Source organism: Streptomyces sp. NPDC005004, from assembly GCF_053600675.1.
Map to the genome: position 1 here is coordinate 36218 of NZ_JBSGAH010000004.1, position 16838 is coordinate 53055.

At 73.6% G+C, this 16838-nt stretch carries 16 protein-coding genes and 1 tRNA gene; 12 read left to right on the forward strand and 5 right to left on the reverse strand.

Annotated elements, in window-relative coordinates:
- The first annotated feature begins 96 nt into the window (after nucleotides 1-96).
- Nucleotides 97-1461 carry an L-seryl-tRNA(Sec) selenium transferase gene (gene selA / locus ACWEEU_RS06340; protein ID WP_451729144.1) on the forward strand — a complete coding sequence of 455 codons (1365 nt, stop codon included), beginning with the start codon at nucleotides 97-99 and terminating at the stop codon, nucleotides 1459-1461.
- Nucleotides 1462-1463: 2 nt separating this feature from the next.
- Entirely contained in the window at nucleotides 1464-3233 is a 1770-nt protein-coding gene (gene selB / locus ACWEEU_RS06345; RefSeq protein ID WP_451729147.1) for a selenocysteine-specific translation elongation factor, read from the forward strand.
- Nucleotides 3234-3296: 63 nt separating this feature from the next.
- Here the strand turns inward: selB and ACWEEU_RS06350 are convergent.
- A tRNA-Sec gene (locus ACWEEU_RS06350) sits at nucleotides 3297-3392 on the reverse strand.
- A gap of 154 nt (nucleotides 3393-3546) precedes the next feature.
- On the opposite strand from ACWEEU_RS06350, the gene selD reads away from it, so the two are divergent.
- The 3 genes from selD to ACWEEU_RS06365 all read left to right on the forward strand — a co-directional run bounded on the left by selD (nucleotide 3547) and on the right by ACWEEU_RS06365 (nucleotide 6735).
- Nucleotides 3547-4563 (forward strand): selenide, water dikinase SelD, encoded by a 1017-nt coding sequence (gene selD / locus ACWEEU_RS06355; RefSeq protein WP_385741078.1) that lies wholly within the window; start codon nucleotides 3547-3549, stop codon nucleotides 4561-4563.
- A gap of 327 nt (nucleotides 4564-4890) precedes the next feature.
- A complete protein-coding gene (locus tag ACWEEU_RS06360) occupies nucleotides 4891-5523 on the forward strand; it encodes a molybdopterin-dependent oxidoreductase (RefSeq protein ID WP_451729151.1) in 633 nt (210 codons plus the stop codon).
- A gap of 144 nt (nucleotides 5524-5667) precedes the next feature.
- Nucleotides 5668-6735, forward strand: coding sequence for an enoyl-CoA hydratase/isomerase family protein (locus tag ACWEEU_RS06365; protein ID WP_451729154.1), 1068 nt, complete (start codon nucleotides 5668-5670; stop codon nucleotides 6733-6735).
- Nucleotides 6736-6897: 162 nt separating this feature from the next.
- On the opposite strand, the gene ACWEEU_RS06370 is transcribed toward ACWEEU_RS06365, so the two are convergent.
- Nucleotides 6898-7167 (reverse strand): hypothetical protein, encoded by a 270-nt coding sequence (locus ACWEEU_RS06370; protein ID WP_451729157.1) that lies wholly within the window; start codon nucleotides 7165-7167, stop codon nucleotides 6898-6900.
- A 372-nt stretch (nucleotides 7168-7539) separates the two neighbouring features.
- Between ACWEEU_RS06370 and ACWEEU_RS06375 the strand changes: the two genes are divergently transcribed.
- The gene (locus ACWEEU_RS06375; protein ID WP_451729160.1) at nucleotides 7540-8301 is read left to right on the forward strand and encodes a YcnI family copper-binding membrane protein; all 762 of its coding nucleotides are present in this window, start codon (nucleotides 7540-7542) and stop codon (nucleotides 8299-8301) included.
- Nucleotides 8302-8544: 243 nt separating this feature from the next.
- Here the strand turns inward: ACWEEU_RS06375 and ACWEEU_RS06380 are convergent, their stop codons facing one another.
- Nucleotides 8545-8895, reverse strand: a complete 351-nt coding sequence (locus tag ACWEEU_RS06380) for a DoxX family protein (RefSeq protein WP_385741091.1) — start codon at nucleotides 8893-8895, stop codon at nucleotides 8545-8547.
- A 93-nt stretch (nucleotides 8896-8988) separates the two neighbouring features.
- On the opposite strand from ACWEEU_RS06380, the gene ACWEEU_RS06385 reads away from it, so the two are divergent.
- Nucleotides 8989-9405 carry a winged helix-turn-helix transcriptional regulator gene (locus ACWEEU_RS06385; RefSeq protein ID WP_451729164.1) on the forward strand — a complete coding sequence of 139 codons (417 nt, stop codon included), beginning with the start codon at nucleotides 8989-8991 and terminating at the stop codon, nucleotides 9403-9405.
- A gap of 236 nt (nucleotides 9406-9641) precedes the next feature.
- Here the strand turns inward: ACWEEU_RS06385 and ACWEEU_RS06390 are convergent, their stop codons facing one another.
- Nucleotides 9642-9947 carry a putative quinol monooxygenase gene (locus tag ACWEEU_RS06390; RefSeq protein ID WP_385741097.1) on the reverse strand — a complete coding sequence of 102 codons (306 nt, stop codon included), beginning with the start codon at nucleotides 9945-9947 and terminating at the stop codon, nucleotides 9642-9644.
- 304 nt (nucleotides 9948-10251) lie between these two features.
- Between ACWEEU_RS06390 and ACWEEU_RS06395 the strand changes: the two genes are divergently transcribed.
- The 3 genes from ACWEEU_RS06395 to ACWEEU_RS06405 all read left to right on the forward strand — a co-directional run bounded on the left by ACWEEU_RS06395 (nucleotide 10252) and on the right by ACWEEU_RS06405 (nucleotide 12553).
- A complete protein-coding gene (locus ACWEEU_RS06395) occupies nucleotides 10252-10995 on the forward strand; it encodes a hypothetical protein (protein ID WP_451729167.1) in 744 nt (247 codons plus the stop codon).
- Between the two features lie 252 nt (nucleotides 10996-11247).
- Nucleotides 11248-11850 (forward strand): sigma-70 family RNA polymerase sigma factor, encoded by a 603-nt coding sequence (locus ACWEEU_RS06400; RefSeq protein WP_451729752.1) that lies wholly within the window; start codon nucleotides 11248-11250, stop codon nucleotides 11848-11850.
- 133 nt (nucleotides 11851-11983) lie between these two features.
- Nucleotides 11984-12553 (forward strand): universal stress protein, encoded by a 570-nt coding sequence (locus tag ACWEEU_RS06405; RefSeq protein WP_385741258.1) that lies wholly within the window; start codon nucleotides 11984-11986, stop codon nucleotides 12551-12553.
- A gap of 14 nt (nucleotides 12554-12567) precedes the next feature.
- Here ACWEEU_RS06405 and ACWEEU_RS06410 read toward each other — a convergent pair whose 3' ends face one another.
- Nucleotides 12568-14967: a glycoside hydrolase family 65 protein gene (locus tag ACWEEU_RS06410; RefSeq protein ID WP_451729170.1), complete on the reverse strand. Its 2400-nt coding sequence runs from the start codon at nucleotides 14965-14967 to the stop codon at nucleotides 12568-12570.
- Between the two features lie 164 nt (nucleotides 14968-15131).
- Here ACWEEU_RS06410 and ACWEEU_RS06415 point away from each other — a divergent pair, with 164 nt between their 5' ends.
- On the forward strand, nucleotides 15132-15806 hold the full coding sequence (locus tag ACWEEU_RS06415) for a CBS domain-containing protein (protein WP_385741106.1): 675 nt from the start codon (nucleotides 15132-15134) through the stop codon (nucleotides 15804-15806).
- Nucleotides 15807-15930: 124 nt separating this feature from the next.
- Nucleotides 15931-16788 (forward strand): universal stress protein, encoded by an 858-nt coding sequence (locus tag ACWEEU_RS06420; RefSeq protein ID WP_451729756.1) that lies wholly within the window; start codon nucleotides 15931-15933, stop codon nucleotides 16786-16788.
- The last annotated feature ends 50 nt before the right edge of the window (nucleotides 16789-16838 follow it).

Below are 16838 nucleotides of genomic sequence, written 5' to 3' on the forward strand. Positions count from 1 at the left end.
ACGCCGGCCGCCACGGTGTGGCGCGGGTGCCCGCGTACGCCGGCCGTCGTAGCCTGGCAGGTGCCTCAGCCGACCAGGCCGGAACGAGGATGCCCGATGGACCGCCGTCCCGCCTCCGCCACGGACGCCGCCCCGCCCGTCGACGAACGACGGCGGCTGCCCCGCACCGACGTGCTGCTGGCCGACCCCCGGCTGGAGGCGGCCGCAGCGCGCCTGGGACGCGACGTCGTCAAGGAGGTCGTCACCCGCGTCCAGGACCGGGCCCGCTCCGGCGAGGTGCCCGTCTCCGAGATCGCCGACCGCGCGGTGGCCGCCCTGCCCGCCACCGCCTCCGCGCTGCGCCCCGTCCTCAACGCCACCGGCGTCCTGCTCCACACCAACCTCGGCCGCGCCCCGCTCTCCGAAGCCGCCCGCGACGCCGTCCTGGCCGCCTCCGGCACCACCGACGTCGAACTCGACCTCGCCACCGGCTCCCGCTCCCGCCGCGGCCGCACCGCGCTCGACGCCCTGCGGCGCGCGGTACCGGACGCCGGGGACGCCCACGTCGTCAACAACGGCGCCGCCGCGCTCGTCCTGGCCGCGACCGCGCTGGCCCAGGGCCGCGAGATCGTCGTCAGCCGGGGCGAGATGGTCGAGATCGGGGACGGCTTCCGCCTGCCCGACCTGCTCGTCTCCACCGGCGCCCGGCTGCGCGAGGTCGGCACCACCAACCGCACCACCCGCGCCGACTACGCCGCCGCCGTCGGTCCCGACACCGGCTTCATCCTCAAGATCCACCCCTCCAACTTCCGCGTCACCGGCTTCACCAGCGAAGCCACCGTGACCGAACTCGCCCGACTCGGCGTCCCCGTGATCGCGGACATCGGCTCCGGGCTCCTCACCCCCGAACCCGCCCTGCCCGACGAACCCGACGCCACCACCTGGCTGCGCGCAGGCGCCTCCCTGGTCACCGCCAGCGGCGACAAACTCCTCGGCGGCCCCCAGTGCGGACTCCTCCTCGGCGACGCCGACCTCGTACGACGCCTCGCCCGGCACCCCCTCGCCCGCGCCCTGCGTGTCGACAAACTCACCCTCGCCGCCCTGGAAGCGACCGTACGCGGCCCCCTGACCCCGACCCTCGCCGCGCTGCGCGCCGACCCCGGGGAACTGCGCGAGCGCGCCCGGCGGCTCGCCGCGATGCTCCGTGCCGACGGCATCGACAGCCGGGGCGCCGACAGCGAGGCCGTGGTCGGCGGCGGCGGCGCCCCCGGCGTCTCCCTGCCCAGCGCCGCCGTCTCCCTGCCCGCCGAGTACGCCGCCCGGTTGCGCCAGGCCGACCCCGCCGTGATGACCCGCGTCGAGAACGGCCGCTGTCTGCTCGACCTGCGGGCCGTACCCGAGGACGCCGATGCCCGACTGGCCGAAGCGGTAAGGCAGTCCGGGCCGGCCGAGGACACCGTCACCACCGGAACGGGGAGTTGACCGTGCACGTCGTCGCCACCGCCGGACACGTCGACCACGGCAAGTCCGCCCTGCTGCGCGCCCTCACCGGCATGGAACCCGACCGCTGGGCCGAGGAACGCCGCCGGGGCATGACCCTCGACCTCGGCTTCGTCTGGACCCGGCTGCCCGGCGCGGGCGACCTCGCCTTCGTGGACGTACCCGGCCACGAACGCCTCGTCGGCAACATGCTCGCCGGAGTCGGCCCCGTCCCCGCCGTCCTCTTCGTCGTCGCCGCCGACCAGGGCTGGCAGCCCCAGTCCGAGGAACACCTCGCCGTCCTCGACGCGCTCGGCGTCCGGCACGGCCTGCTCGCCGTCTCCCGCAGCGACCTCGCCGACCCCGAGGCCACCCGCCAACAGGCACTCGCCCGCATCGCGGAATCCTCCCTCGGCAAGATCCCGAGCGTGGCCGTCAGCCCGGTCACCGGCCAGGGTCTCGACGACCTGCGCGCCGCCCTGGCCCGGCTGACCGGCGAACTGCCCGCCCCGGACCGGGGCGGCGACGTACGGCTGTGGGTGGACCGCGCCTTCACCGTGCGCGGCCACGGCACCGTCGTCACCGGCACCCTCGGCGCCGGCACCCTGCGCGTGGGCGACCGGCTCCAACTGGCCCGCGACGGCACGCTGTTGCGGGTGCGCGGCCTGGAGAGCCTGAAGGAGACCCACCAGGAGACCGGCGCGGTCGCCCGGGTCGCCGTCAACGTCACCGGACCAGGCGCGGGATCGCTGCGCCGGGGCGACGCGCTCCTCACCCCGGACCGCTGGCTCACCAGCGACACGATCGACGTACGGCTGCGCGGCGACGCCGCCCGCGACCTGCCCCGCGCACTCACCTTCCACGCGGGCTCGGCGGCCGTCCCCGTCACGGTCCGTCCCCTCGGCGAGGACACCGCACGGCTGCGCCTGGCCGCACCGCTCCCGCTGCGCGTCGGCGACTGCGCGCTGCTGCGCGATCCCGGCCGCCACCGCGTCCCGGCCGGGATCACCGTCCTCGACGTCCGCCCGCCCCGGCTCACCCGGCGCGGCGCGGCCGCCGCCCGCACCCTCGAACTGAGCACCGCACCCGGCCACGCCGACGGCGCCGCCGAACTGCGCCGTCGCGGCCTCGTCCGCCGCTCCGACCTGCTCGCCATGGGCGTACCGCCCCCCGCCGAGCCCGTCGCCGGCGAATGGCTCGCGGACCCGGACCACTGGGCGGCCCTGAAGACCCGCCTCGCCGAAGCGGTCGAGCAGCACGCCGCCCGCCACCCCCTGGAACCCGGGCTGCCCCCCGAGGAGGCCCGGCACGCGCTCGGGCTCCCGGACCGCGCCCTGATCGACGCCCTCCTCGCCCAGTCGCCCGGCCTGCGCCGCAGCGAGGGCCGGATCTACGGCGCCGAGGAACGCCCGAGTCTTCCGCCGGAGGCGGAGCGGGCCGTCGCACGCGTACGCGAGGACCTCACCCGCGAGCCGTTCCACGCCCCGGACGCCGACACGCTGCGCGAACTCGGCCTCACTCCGAAGCTGTTGGCGGCGGCCGAGGCGGCGGGCGCGCTGCTGCGGATCGACAAGCAACTCGTGCTGCTGCCGGGCGCCGACGCCCAGGCCGCCGCCGTGCTGGCCCGCCTGGAGCAGCCGTTCACCGCGAGCCAGGCGTGCCGGGCGCTCAACACCACCCGCCGTGTCGGCATCCCCCTGCTGGAGTACCTGGACCGGCACGGCCACACCGTGCGCGTGGAGGGCGCCCTGCGCCGCTGCCGGAGCGCGCGATGAGGGGGAGCGGGACGCAGAGTCCGCTCCGACCGCTCCGACCGCTCCGGCCGGGAGAGCGGCAATTGGCGGAGACGAACGGGAATCGAACCCGCCTGCCCGAGTTGCTCGGACACCTCGGTTTTGAAGACCGGGAGGGCCACCAGGCACCCTTGCGTCTCCCCGCGGGCCTGTCACAGGGCGGATGCCCCGGCCACCCGCACATCGAACCCCCGCCCCCGCCCCGAGTCAACACGCCACACGGCGTCCCCCGGGACGTGGCCCGAACGCACCCCGGGCGCCCCACCCGCAGATGTGAGCGAGGACTGAGACAGCCATGACGGACATCCGCACCACTTCCGAGCGCGACACCGTGCGCCTCACCCAGTACGCGCACGGCGGCGGCTGCGCCTGCAAGATCCCGCCGGGAGAACTGGAGGACATCGTCGGCGGCCTCACGCCCCCGGGCTCGGCCACCGACGACCTGCTCGTGGGCCTCGAACACGGCGACGACGCGGCGGTGGTCCGGCTTTCCGGCGGTCTCGCCGCCGTCGCCACCGCCGACTTCTTCACCCCCGTCGTGGACGACCCCTACGACTGGGGCCGCATCGCCGCCGCCAACGCCCTCTCCGACGTCTACGCCATGGGCGGCACCCCGCTCGTCGCCGTCAACCTGCTGGGCTGGCCCCGTGACGTGCTCCCCTTCGACCTGGCGCGCGAGGTGCTGCGCGGCGGTATGGACGTCGCCACGGAGGCGGGCTGCGCGGTCGGCGGCGGCCACAGCGTGGACGACCCGGAACCCAAGTACGGCATGGCGGTGACCGGCGTGGTCGACCCGGACCGCCTGCTGCGCAACGACGCCGGACGCGCCGGGGTGCCGCTGTCGCTGACCAAGCCGCTCGGCCTGGGCGTCCTCAACAACCGGCACAAGTCGACCGGCGAGGTCTTCCCGCAGGCCGTGGAGACGATGGTCGCGCTCAACCGCGACGCGGCACGGGCCGCCCTGGACGCGGGCGCCGTCTGCGCCACCGACGTGACCGGCTTCGGCCTTCTCGGCCACCTCTTCAAGATGGCCCGCGCCTCCGGGGTGAGCGCCGTCATCGACTCCGCCGCCGTCCCGTACCTCGCCGGCGCCGTGGACGCCGCCCGCGAGGGATACGTCAGCGGGGGCACCCGCCGCAACCTCGACTGGGTCACGCCGTACACCGACTTCGGCGACGCCGACGAGCTGACCCGGCTGCTCCTGGCCGACGCCCAGACCTCCGGCGGACTGCTCGTCGCGGGGGAGGTGCCGGGCGCGCCGGTGATCGGGGAACTGGTGCCGGAGGGGGCGTACCGGGTGGTGGTGCGCTGACGGGAGCGGCGGGTCCCGGCGGGACGGGCGGCGGGGCCAGGCAGCGGCACGGTCGGCGGGGCGGCGGTGGTCTTCTCGGCGGTCCCCTCCGTCAGGCGTTCGCCAGGGACACCCCGGGGGTCCGCCGTGCGGGCCATGAGGGAAGTCCGCCGAGGTCGCGCCGACCGGCTGTGACGCCCGGCCGCGCGTGACACCGGACCACCCGGGACACCGGCCGCGTGTGAGGGGTGCCCTTCCGCCCCACCCCGTGCCCCGCTGCACGGAAGCACCTACGCTGCACTGGTAGGCGGCAATGCCCTGGGGCACGGGCGGAAAGGGGACAACCACGTGGCCGGCAACGGACAGGACGCCCCCGCCGACGTGCCCGAACGGATACCGCCCGGCCAGCACCTCGTCCACGGCTGGCCCGTCTCGCACTACGGTTCCGTACCCCGCTTCCGCCCCCAGCGCTGGAACCTGCGCGTCTTCGGCGCCACCGCCTCCGGCGACGAGCGGCAGTGGCTGTTCGACGACCTGGCCGCGCTCCCGCACACCACCGTCGTGGCCGACCTGCACTGGGCCACGGGTTCCACCTCCACCGGCCACGAGTGGTACGGCATTCCCGCGCGCGCCCTCCTCGACCTGGTCCCGCCCGCTCCCGGGGTCAGCCATGTCATGGCCTGGGCGGAGTACGGCTACTCGGCCAACCTCCGACTCTCCGACTTCGACGCCCCCGCGACCGTCCTCGCCACCCACCACAACGGCGAACCCCTCACCGCCGAGCACGGCTTCCCCCTCCGCCTGGTCGTCCCCCACCTCTACGGCTACAAGAGCCCCAAGTGGCTCCGCGCCATCGAGTACCTCACCGAGGACCGCCGGGGCTTCTGGGAGGAACGCGGCTACCACAACATCGGCGACCCCTGGCGGGAGCAGCGGTACTCGTACCAGGAGACCCCGGGGGAGGGGCCGGGCCGCGGCTGACCGGCACGGGTGACCCCGGGCGACCCCCTTCCCGCGCGCGGGCGGCACTGACAAGATCGTCGGTGACCGCGCGTAAGCCGACCGGGAAGGAACCGACGAGAACATGCGAGGCACACCGGCCCGTGGCCTGACGGAGACGTGCGGATGAGCGCCGAGGACGAGTCCGTACTCGCGCGCACCGACGGACACGCCGCGCACATCGTGCTCAACCGGCCCCGGGCGCTCAACGCGCTCAACCACGCCATGGTCCGGCGCGTCGACGAAGCGCTCACCGCGTGGGCGGACGATCCGGCCGTCGGGACCGTCGTCGTCACCGGCGCCGGGGAGCGCGGGCTGTGCGCGGGCGGCGACATCCGGGCCGTGCACGACGACGCCCGCGACGGCGACGGCACCGCCTCGGCCGCGTTCTGGCGCGACGAGTACCGGCTCAACGCCCGGATCGCCCGCTACCCGAAGCCGTACGTCGCCGTCATGGACGGCATCGTGATGGGCGGGGGCGTCGGGATCTCCGCACACGGCAGCGTCCGGATCGTCACCGAGCGGTCCCGGGTCGCGATGCCCGAGACCGGCATCGGATTCGTCCCGGACGTCGGCGGCACCTGGCTGCTCGGGCGGGCGCCCGGGGAACTGGGGACGTACCTCGCGCTGACGGGCGTCGCCGTCGGCGCGGGGGACGCGCTGCTGTGCGGGCTGGCCGATCACTACGTGCCCTCCGGCGCGATCCCGGAGCTGCTTCAGGATCTCGCCCTCCTCCCGGCACGCGAGGCCGTGGCCCGGCACGTCCAGCCTTCGCCGGAAGGGGAGTTGGCGGGGCACCGCGAATGGATCGACGCGTGCTTCGCCGCCGACACGGTCGAGGAGATCCTGCGCCGCCTGCTCGCCCACGGCGACCCCGCGGCCAAGGAGGCGGCGCAGACTCTGCTCACCCGGTCCCCGTCCGCGCTCAAGACGACACTGGCCGCGGTGCGCCGCGCCCGGCGGCTCGACACCCTGGAGGCGGTTCTCGACCAGGAGTTCCGTGTCTCCTGCGCCTTCCTCGCCAATCCCGATCTGGTGGAGGGCGTCCGCGCCCAGATCATCGACAAGGACCGGGACCCGCACTGGTCCCCGGCGACCCTGGACGAGGTCACGGACGCGGACGTGGAGCGCTTCTTCGCGCCGCTGGGTGAGCGGGAACTGGGGCTGAACGTCCGTGCGCCCGGAGGGGGTTGAGCCGTCGCACGCACAAAGGCGGTTCGCGGCCACGACCGGGCGGACTCCTCCCGCGCCGTCCGGTCCGCGAGGCCCGGGTTCTCCGGGGAGGCGGGAAGACCCGCGGCCAAGCCCGTGCCCGGGACGCGCCCGGCCGACTGGCCAAGGATCGGAGGAGTGCCGTCAGCGCCTCGGCGGCGGGCAGGCGTACAGCCCGAGGATCTCCGGCAGAGGCGCGACACCCGGGCCTCCGGCGCGCACCCACTCGACGATGTCCTCGGTCGCGGCGGGGTCGTTCACCAGCCCCAGCCAGACCGGCCGTCCCCCGGCCGCCCGCCCGGCGCCGGACGGCTGGACGACGACGACATTGGCCCGCTCGCACGCGTCGAGGCACTCCGAGACCCGCACCGGCACCTCGGCACGCAGCCGCGCGGTCTGCGCCGCGTGATCCATCCCCGGCACCTTGGCGGTCCCGCAGCAGCAGTCCCGGCACACGACGACCCGGCACGGCACGGGCTGCCCCGGCGCGCTCCCCGCTTGGGCCGGTGCCTCGGACACGCTGGACCACCCCTCTCCCCGGTTGCTCCGACCATGATCGCAGAACCGAAGTCACCCGTATGCGCTACGAGCGGGTGTGGACGGATGGAACCGTACGGCCAACTCACCGCTCAAGCAGCCGAATTGCGTACAACCCGGGTGCGTGATCACCGGTCCGCGTGAGGCTGCGGTCGGCCGCAGAACTCCGAACACGGCGGGAACCGGACGGCATCCGCGTCCGACTCCTGTGGGGAAGGCGTCCCCACCAGTACGGAGATCCGCACCCCCATGTCCACCACACCCACGGCCCTGCGCCGCGCCGCCGCCGTCACCGCCCTGACCGCCGCCGGGCTGTTCGCCGCGGCGGGCGTCGCCTCGGCACACGTCACCGTCCACCCCGAGAGCTACGCCGAGGGAGCCACCGACGGCCTGCTCACCTTCCGCGTCCCGAACGAGGAGGACGGCGCCGCGACCACGAAGGTCCAGGTGTTCCTGCCCACCGACCACCCCGTGCTCGGGGTCCTCGTGTCCCCGAGGGACGGCTGGACCGCGAAGGTCACCACGACCAAGCTGAAGAAGCCGGTCAAGACGGACGACGGCGCCATCACCGACGCGGTCTCCCAGATCACTTGGACCGGCGGGAAGATAACAGCCGGTCACTTCCAGGACTTCGACGTCGCCTTCGGTCAACTCCCCGACGACACCGACAGGCTGACCTTCAAGACGCTCCAGACGTACTCCGACGGCAAGACGGTCCGCTGGATCGAGGAGCCCGCCCCGGGCGACGACGAACCGGAGAACCCGGCACCCACCCTCAAGCTGACGGCGAAGGCGGCGGCGGACGGCGGGGGAGCAGCGGGTGCCGGTGCCGGTCCCGCCGAGGGGGAGCCCGGCTCGAAGGGCACCGCCGGTGCGACGGTCAAGGCGTCGGGCAGCGACTCGACCGCCCGGGGGCTCGGCATCGCGGGGCTCGTCGTCGGCGTACTCGGGCTGGGCGCGGCCGCGTTCATCCTGCTGCGGGGCCGCAGCGCCAACTCGTCGGCTGTATAGGAGGCGTCTCGGGGGCGTCTCGGGGTCTCTCCGGTCTTCGCGGGCACGAAGACCGGGGAGACGCCCCCTGGTGCGCCGGCCGTAGATCGTGATCTTCATGGTTGTCGGGCGGCTTGTCGCCGGTAGGGGCTGGTGCGAGCGTGTCTGGTGGGGGCGGCGCCATACAGGCCGGCGCGGGCGGTGAGCGAGGAAGAGGCGGATCTCGGTCCGCACGATCAAGGGTGTCGGATCGGCGGTCCGCTGTCAGAGGGTGGCAGCGCACAGCACGATCAGGGCGACGGAGGCCATGGTGAGGATCCCCGCCGGAGCCGCGCCCTTGCGGTCGCCGACGCGCAGGTGGAAGGCGACCGCCCCGGCGAAGTAGAGCGTCAGGCCGATCGCGGCGGCGATCCCGACGGGTCCCCACCAGAGTCCGGCGATCGCACCGGCCGCGCCCGCGATCTGAGCACCCATCAGGAACGCCATCATGCCCTCCGGCACTCCGAGGGTGGACATCTGCTCGGTGATGTGCCGCGTCCGCAGCGACTTGGCCCCGGCCGATGCCAGGAGAACCGCCGACATGAACACGGTGAGGACGGCGAGGGAGACGAACATGGCTGAACCTCAATCATGGAGATGCGAGTGAGAGGCGTGCGCACCTCGACGACGATAGGCAGCTGTTAGGTACCTCCAGGTAACCTTCGGAGCATGAGCTTGCGACCTGGAATCGCCTTCCTCGCCGACTGTCCGGCTCTCCTGGCCATGGAGATCATCGCCAGCAAGTGGTCCATGGTCACGCTCTTCGCGCTGACCGATGGCCCTTTGCGCCACGGCGAGTTGGTCGAGCTGAGCGGTGGCATCTCGCGCAAGGTACTGACCCAGACGCTGCGCCGGCTCCAAGCCAACGGGCTCGTCGAGCGGCACGCCTACGCCGAGGCGCCGCCGCGCGTGGAGTACAGCCTGACCGATCTCGGGCGAACCCTGGAGGAGCCCATCAGGATGCTCACCGCATGGGCGCGGGAGAACGGTGAGGCGGTCGTCACCTTCCGGGAGGCGGCCGAGGCGACCCAGAACCATCCAGGCGGACCGGGCGCCCCCCCGGGTGAAGACCCCTCCTGTCGATGAGAACCTGACCCGTCTCTGATCGATGGAAGAGGCTGAAGTCGGGCCTTATACGCATGACTTCGGAGGGACCGCGGCGCTTGCGGACGGACACGACGAGGGTGAAGGACCCGCCCGCGTGAAGCGTGCGCCGGATTCACCCTGTCCGTCCACGCCTGGCGGCAGGTGCCGCGGGTGCTCAGAGTGCGAGCACCGGAGGCGGAGGCGGCCGCGCCGGGCCGACCAGCCGCATCCGGTCTTCAGGGAAGTTTGTGGGCGAGAACGTCGAGTCGCTCGATGGAAGGCGGCTGGGAGAACAGCTCCCCGGCTCGTTCCATCAGGGCGCTGCCCAGCCGGCCGTTGAGGTGGGTCTGGCGTGCGGAGTCGGTGGGGAAGACGTCGAAGATCGCGAAGGCGGTCGCGTTCAGGCGCACGGCGAACCAGGCGACGGTGTCGGGCTCCTCCCGCACGAGGTCAAGGCCGCTGCGGAGAAAGTCGGCGACCTCTTCCTCCTTGCCGGGCTTGGCCTCGACGTACACGTACAGCCCGACCTTGACGTCTGCCATGAGGGACTCCTTTCGGTGCTCGGCCGCCCGTGAGCGCCCTGGCACTGCCGTGATCGGTTGGCATGGAACGCCCCATTATGGTCGGACTGTTGCGCCTATGTGTACATTCGCCTCCCCGCTGGCAGGTCGCATCACCCTCACCGCGCCGCAGCACCCGCGACATGCGGTGCGGACGTACGGCTCAGGCGGCAGTCCTTGTCGTCGACGCGGGAGCTACGGCCCTCGCCACTGCCTCCACCGGTGCGACCACGGCGTTTCCGTATCCACGCACGGCCTCCCGGACCCCGATGCGAGGATGAGCCCCATGACCGCAGGGTGGTGCTTCCGTACGGTACGGGCCGCGGTGTTCGCGGCCGTGTGCGTGCTGTTCGCCGCCCTCGGGCACGTCCTCGTCTCCGGCACCGGTGTGGCGGCCCGGGCGCTCGTGCTCGGCGCGGTGGCGACCGGAGTCGTCGGGTGGTGTCTGGCCGGGCGTGAGCGGGGACTGCCGCTGATCGTGACGCTGGTGATGGCCGCGCAGACGGGGCTGCACACGGCGTTCTCCTACGCGCCGTCGGCGCCTGGAGGAGCGGCTTCCCTGGGCGGGCATCACATGGGGGCCAGCCACATGAGGTCCATGCACATGAGGTCCATGCATATGGGTGGGGCCATGGACATGGAGTCGGCGTCCATGGGGTCATGGCCGATGGGCTCCCCGCACATGAACCACATGGCCGCCGACCACATGGCCCTGGAGCACATGGGCCTGGGGCACACCATCGCCATCGGCGCCCTGTCCGCTCTCGCCATGTCCGCCGCCCACCTCCTCGCCGCGTTCCTCACCGGTCTCTGGCTGGCGTACGGCGAGAAGGCCGCATTCCGTCTCCTGCGTGCCGTCGCCGGGTGGCTGGCGAATCCGCTGCGGCTGCTGCTCTGCCTCGTGGTCACCTCGGACCACCACCCCGAGACCCGCCGACCGCACCGCTCACGCTCCGACCGGGCGCCGCGCCTCTTCCTCGTGCATGCGATCACCACTCGGGGACCGCCACCGGGGACCGCTGTCATCTGAGGACAGCCGGCATCCCGCGCCCGCCTTGGGCGGCCCGGGCCCCAGGCCGTACTCCCGCCCCCCGTCGCCACGCGTGACCACGCGACCGCGCCCGGGCGCCGTACGGCCGCTTCCCCTCACCGGACCGTCGCCCCCACGCGCATATGCACAGCCGAGGCGCCCCCGGACACGGATCTCCGACAAGGACACCAGGTGATCACTCCCACTCTGCCTGTCTCCCCCTCCCCGCGACTCCCGCACGATCCGCAGCCCATACAGCTCCCGCACCCACCGACCGATCCGGCGGCCTCGGACGACGACGCGACCATCGCCTGGGCCCTGGCCGCCCGGGGCGGTGACGCCTATGCCGTCGAGCAGTTCGCGCGCCGTCTCCACCGCGATGTGCGGCGGTACGTCGCCCACCTGTGCGGCGACCCGCAGGCGGTGGACGATCTGGCACAGGACACCTTCGTCCGGGCGTTCGGCAGCCTGCACCGGTTCGAGGGCCGTTCGTCGGCGCGTGTGTGGCTGCTGTCCATCGCGCGCCGCGCGGTCATCGACAGTCACCGGTACGCCGCCGCGCGGCCACGTCTGTCCGACGCCCCCGACTGGCAAGGGGCCGTCGAACGGGCGCAGCCGCGCGACCTGCCCGGTTTCGACGACGGCATCGCGCTGCACGACCTGCTGGCCACCCTGCCGGACGAGCGGCGCGAGGCGTTCGTGCTCACCCAGGTCGTCGGTCTGCCCTACGCCGAGGCGGCCCGGCTCGGCGGCTGCCCGGTGGGCACGGTCCGCTCCCGGGTGGCCCGCGCCCGGGCGGCCCTGATGGACCTGCTGGAGGACGCGGAACAGCGGGCCGCGGTGGCGGCGGCCTGACCCGACGCCGTACGAGGGTGCCGGACCCACCGCCGAACGACCCCGGCATCCTCGGCCCCCACATGTGCTCGCCGCACACATGTGGCCCCCACACCCCCGGGTCGCCGGGCGCGAACCACGGCCGCGCGTGACCATGGTCTGGACGGCGGCGGGGCGTGACGCCGCGCCGGGCAGTGGAGTACCCGAGGACTCGGAGGACGCCGTGGCCGCTCATCCCGACCAGAAGCCTCGCATCGTCGTGGGCGTGGACGGCTCGGAGTCGTCCAAGCGGGCGCTGCGCTGGGCCCTCCGGCAGGCGGAGACGACCGGCAGCACGCTGGAGGCGGTGACGGCCTGGGAGTTTCCGCAGATGTACGGCTCGCTCGGCTGGATGCCGCCCACGGGTGGGGAAGCAGACTTCGAGCGGGTGGCGGGGGAGATCGTCGCCGAGGCGGTGGAGGAGGTGGCCGGGCCCGAGCCCGAGGTGGAGATCGTGGCGAAGGTCGCCTACGGCACCCCGGCCGGGGTCCTGCTGGAAGCGGCCGACGGCGCCGCCCTCCTCGTCGTGGGCAACCGCGGCCACGGCGGATTCGCCGGCGCCCTCCTCGGCTCGGTCGGCCAGCACTGCACCCAGCACGCCACCTGCCCGGTGGTCATCGTCCGGCCCACCACACGGGTGCCCGGCGCGTCGGACGAGTCCGACGCTGCCGCGGGGCGGAGCTGACCGGGCGCCCCTCCTCAGCCCTCCTCCACCACCAGCACACACGTCTCGCCTGGGGCGATCGTCGCCTCCTGGTCGCCCAGTGCCACGCGGATCGGGGACTGCTCCGACCTCGGCACGGTGATCTCCACTCGGCCGGGGCGGCGCTGGAGGGTGATGCCCCAGTGGCCGCGGTAGTGGAGGGAGAAGCCGTAGGAGGAGAGGGCGGGGAGGGGCACGGGGTCGAGCCGGAGGGTGTCCTCGCGGGCTTCGAGTCCGGTGAGGCCGCGTTGGACCAGCGCGAGGGTACCGGCCATGGCGCCGAGGTGGATGCCTTCGCCGGTGGTGCCGCCCTGGATGTCGGCGATGTCGGCCTCCAGGGCGTCGCGGACGTACCGCCAGGCGTCGGCGCGGCGGGCGCGGGCCAGGACGAGGCCGTGGACGAGCTCGCTGAGGGTGGAGCCGTGGCTGGTGCGGGCCAGGTAGTAGTCGACGGTGCGCTGCCAGAGGTCGTCGTCGAGGTCGTGGCCCAGGCGCCGGAAGAGGGAGCGCAGTTCGGCAGGGGAGAAGAGGTGGCCGAGCATGAGGACGTCGGCCTGCTTGGACGCCTTGTAGCGGTTGACGGTGTCCCCCTCGGCCTCCAGGACGCGGTCGAGCCGGCGGATGCTGTCGTAGCGCTCGCGGTAGCCGTCCCAGTCGAGTTCGGCGAGGCCGCCGTAGCCCGCGAACTGGCTGATCACGCCCGCGTGGAACGGGATGTGCAGGCGCCGGGAGATCTCGTCCCACCCGGGCAGCTTGCCGGGGTCCAGGCGGACCCGTTCGAAGAGTTCGTCGCGGCGCCACGCCGGAAGGCGACCGAGCAGGTCGAGGGTGCGGGCGAGGACCCAGGCGGCGGTCACGTTGGTGTAGGTGTTGTCGTCGAGCCCGGGCCGGTCCGCGTCCGGGTAGGCGTCGTGGTACTCGTCCGGACCCATGACCCCGCGCAGGCGGTACGCGCCCACCTCCGCGTCGTACACCGCCCGGTCCGCCCAGAAGCGGGCGATCTGGAGGAGCATCTCGGCGCCCTTGGTGTGCAGGTACTCCGTGTCACCGGTGGCCTCGCAGTAGTTGACCACGTTGTACGCGATGGCCGAGCCCACGTGGTGCTGAAGGCGTGAGTGGTCCGGGAGCCAGCGTCCCGAGCGGGGGTTGAGATGCCGGCGCTGGGTCTCCTCGCGGCCGTCACTGCCGCTCTGCCAGGGATACATCGCCCCCGAGTGACCCTCGGCGGCGGCCTCCCGGCAGGCCCGGGGCAGGCGCCGGTGGCGGTAGTTGAGAAGGGCCCGGGAGACGTCGGGGAAGTGCAGGGTCAGATAGGGCAGGACGAAGAGTTCGTCCCAGAAGACGTGCCCGCGGTACGCCTCCCCGTGCAGGCCCCGGGCGGGCACGCCCACGTCCAGGTCCGCGGTGTGCGGGGACAGGGTCTGGAGCACGTGGAAGAGGTGCAGGCGGAGGATCCGGCCCGCCTCGCCGGGCACCTGGATGTCCGCGCGCCGCCACAGCCGCTCCCACGCGGTGGTGTGGGACTCCAGGAGGTCGGGGTACGGCGCGGCCGTGGTCGCCCGGTCCAGCGCCGCGCCGAGGGGATCGCTGATGGCGGCGTCCCGGGAGGTGTGGAGGGCGACCGTCTTGTCCACGGTGACGGGCCGCCCCGACGTGACCGGGACGACCAGGCGGTGGACGGTACGGCGGCGGCCCGGACGCAGCTCCGACGACACCGGGGCGCGCGCGGCGTCGACGCTGGTGCGGGCGGCCAGGGCGACGGCGATGTCGGACGTGTTCGTCCGGCAGTGCAGCCAAACCGTGTCCGGCTCACGCGCGCCCGTGCGGAGGTGGGCCACATGGTGGCGGTCGAGAGTGCCGTAGCGGTGTACGTTGCCGTTGACCACCTCGCCGTCCAGACAGCTCTCGATCTCGATCTCGCCGGACCAGCCCTTCGCCGTGAACACCGTGCGCAGCGCGGCTGTATGCGGGTCCTCCATATGGACCAGACGGGTCTGTTCGACGTCCACCACATGGGTTGCGTCCATGTGGTGGGAGAACGTCCGGATGAGCGTGGCCTGCCGCAGGTCCAGGACATGCCGGTGGTCCACCATGTGCGCGCCGGGAGCGAACCACGGCCCCCACGCCCCCTCCGCCCGGCGCAGCCGGAATCTCAGGAGCAGCCAGTTCGGCAGATTGACCATGTCCTCGTTGACCACATGGCGCCCGGCCACAGTCGATTCAAGACGGTTGTAGCAGCCGGCCACATAGGTCCCGGGGTAGTGCACACCGTCGGACCGGCACTCGGGCAGCGCTCCCCGCGTCGCGAAGTATCCGTTGCCCAGCGTGCACAGGGACTCGCGCAGTTGCTCGGCGGTGGGGTCGTATCCGGTCCACTCCCACGTCCAGTCCGACATCCGGCGGCACCTTCCCTGGCGCTCGGTCCCCGAGGTGTGGGTTCGCCTGATCGCCGCCCTCTCCGCAGAATGGTGCCTGTATCCAACCTGCCACGCGGGGCACACCGTCGCACGGGCGGAGGACCCGCCTCCGCGAGGTGAGCGCACCCGATCCGGGAGGCACCATGCACCACAGAACGGTCGAGGAGCTCATGAGCCGGGACGTCGTCAGGGCCGGCCGCGACACGCCGTTCAAGGAACTCGTGCGGCTCCTGACGGAGAACGACGTCACCGCCGTGCCCGTGGTCGACGAGCTGGACCGGCCCCTCGGGGTGGTGTCCGAGGCCGACCTGCTGCGCAAGAGCGCGGACCGGGCCGACCCGTCCGGCCGGACTCCCCTGCCGCACCTGGAGGCGTGGGAGCGGGCCAAGGCCGAGGGCGCCCTCGCCGAGGAGCTGATGTCGGCCCCCGCCGTCTGCGCGCGCCCCGAGTGGAACGTGGTCGAGGCCGCCCGTCTCATGGAGGCGCAGAACGTCAAACGGCTGCCCGTGGTGGACGAGGCCGAGCGGCTCGTGGGCATCGTCAGCCGCGCCGACCTGCTGCGGGTGTTCCTGCGCCGCGACGAGGCCATCCGCGAGGAGATCACCCGCGACGTACTCGGGCGCACCCTGGGCTTCGACCCCAGGGACGTGACGGCCGAGGTCCACGAGGGCCGCGTCGTCCTCCTCGGCACCGTGGCGGACGCGAGCCTGATCCCCGTGGTCGAACAGCTCTGCCGCGGGGTCGACGGCGTCGTGGCGGTCGACTCCCGGCTCACCGGCGACGCGGGCGGCGCCCGGCGCTCACCCGAGGCGTACTGAGACGTACCCACACCCGCACGACCCCGGCCGAACGTCCCAGCCGGCCGAGCCGAAGCGCCCTCGCGGCCCGGCGGACGCCCGTGCCACCGTGGAAATGGCGTCCGTACACCCCGCACGAAAGGCGGTGGCCACGATGACCCTCCCCCTCGTCGTGGGAGTCGACGGCTCGGACGCGTCCCTGCGCGCCGTCGACTGGGCCGTGGACGAGGCCGCGCGCCACGGTCTCCCGCTGAAACTGCTCTACGGCTCCCTCTGGGAGCGCTACGAGGGAGGAATGCCCTCGCCGAGCGGGGACCGCCACTCCGAACAGGTGCCGGCCGAGCACGTCGTCGGCTCGGCCGCCGAGCGCGCCGAACACCACGACCCCGACGTGAAGGTCACCACCGAGATCCTGCCGCAGGAGGGCGCGGACGCCCTGGTGCGGGCGGCCGGCTACGCCTTCGCGGTGGTGACGGGGGCGCGCGGCCGGAGCCCGTTCACGGCCATGCTCCTCGGTTCCGTCGGCCTCGCCGTCGCGGCCCGGGCGTCCTGCCCCGTGATCGTGGTCCGGGGCGACCGCGCGGGCCTCGCGGGCGAGCACGAGCGGATCCTGTTCGGCCTCGGCGAGGACGGCACCGCTACCCGGGCTCTGGAGTTCGCCTACCGGGAAGCCGACACACGCGGCTGCGGCCTGGACGTCGTACGGGCGTGGCGGCGGCCCGTCCACGACAGGTCGGGCGCCGGTTACGAGGAACGGGCCGCCGGGCTGCTCGCCGCCTCCGTCGAGGCGCCCTCCGCCGAGTTCCCGCGCGTCCGCACCTACCCCGCCGTCGTCGAGGGACCCGCCGCGAAGGTGCTGGTGTACCGCTCGGCCGCCGCCGACCTCGTGATCGTCGGGGCCCGGCACCGCACGGAACGCTTCGGACTCCAGCTCGGCCGGGTCGGCCACGCCCTGCTGCACCACGCCGAGTGCCCGGTGGCGGTCGTACCGGAGCGGTCGTAGGCACCGAGTCCGTGAGCCCGGGCCCACGGCCACCCCGCGTCCGCGCCCCC

What these genes read in the sequence shown, in the direction of transcription:
- ACWEEU_RS06410 (WP_451729170.1), bottom strand. Translation starts at nt 14,967, where the DNA reads ATGTCGGACTGGACGTGGGAGTGGACCGGATACGACCCCACCGCCGAG.
- ACWEEU_RS06395 (WP_451729167.1), top strand. Translation starts at nt 10,252, where the DNA reads ATGACCGCAGGGTGGTGCTTCCGTACGGTACGGGCCGCGGTGTTCGCG.
- ACWEEU_RS06380 (WP_385741091.1), bottom strand. Translation starts at nt 8,895, where the DNA reads ATGTTCGTCTCCCTCGCCGTCCTCACCGTGTTCATGTCGGCGGTTCTC.
- ACWEEU_RS06365 (WP_451729154.1), top strand. Translation starts at nt 5,668, where the DNA reads ATGAGCGCCGAGGACGAGTCCGTACTCGCGCGCACCGACGGACACGCC.
- selD (WP_385741078.1), top strand. Translation starts at nt 3,547, where the DNA reads ATGACGGACATCCGCACCACTTCCGAGCGCGACACCGTGCGCCTCACC.
- ACWEEU_RS06390 (WP_385741097.1), bottom strand. Translation starts at nt 9,947, where the DNA reads ATGGCAGACGTCAAGGTCGGGCTGTACGTGTACGTCGAGGCCAAGCCC.
- ACWEEU_RS06370 (WP_451729157.1), bottom strand. Translation starts at nt 7,167, where the DNA reads ATGGATCACGCGGCGCAGACCGCGCGGCTGCGTGCCGAGGTGCCGGTG.
- ACWEEU_RS06415 (WP_385741106.1), top strand. Translation starts at nt 15,132, where the DNA reads ATGCACCACAGAACGGTCGAGGAGCTCATGAGCCGGGACGTCGTCAGG.
- ACWEEU_RS06375 (WP_451729160.1), top strand. Translation starts at nt 7,540, where the DNA reads ATGTCCACCACACCCACGGCCCTGCGCCGCGCCGCCGCCGTCACCGCC.
- selA (WP_451729144.1), top strand. Translation starts at nt 97, where the DNA reads ATGGACCGCCGTCCCGCCTCCGCCACGGACGCCGCCCCGCCCGTCGAC.
- ACWEEU_RS06385 (WP_451729164.1), top strand. Translation starts at nt 8,989, where the DNA reads ATGAGCTTGCGACCTGGAATCGCCTTCCTCGCCGACTGTCCGGCTCTC.
- ACWEEU_RS06405 (WP_385741258.1), top strand. Translation starts at nt 11,984, where the DNA reads ATGGTCTGGACGGCGGCGGGGCGTGACGCCGCGCCGGGCAGTGGAGTA.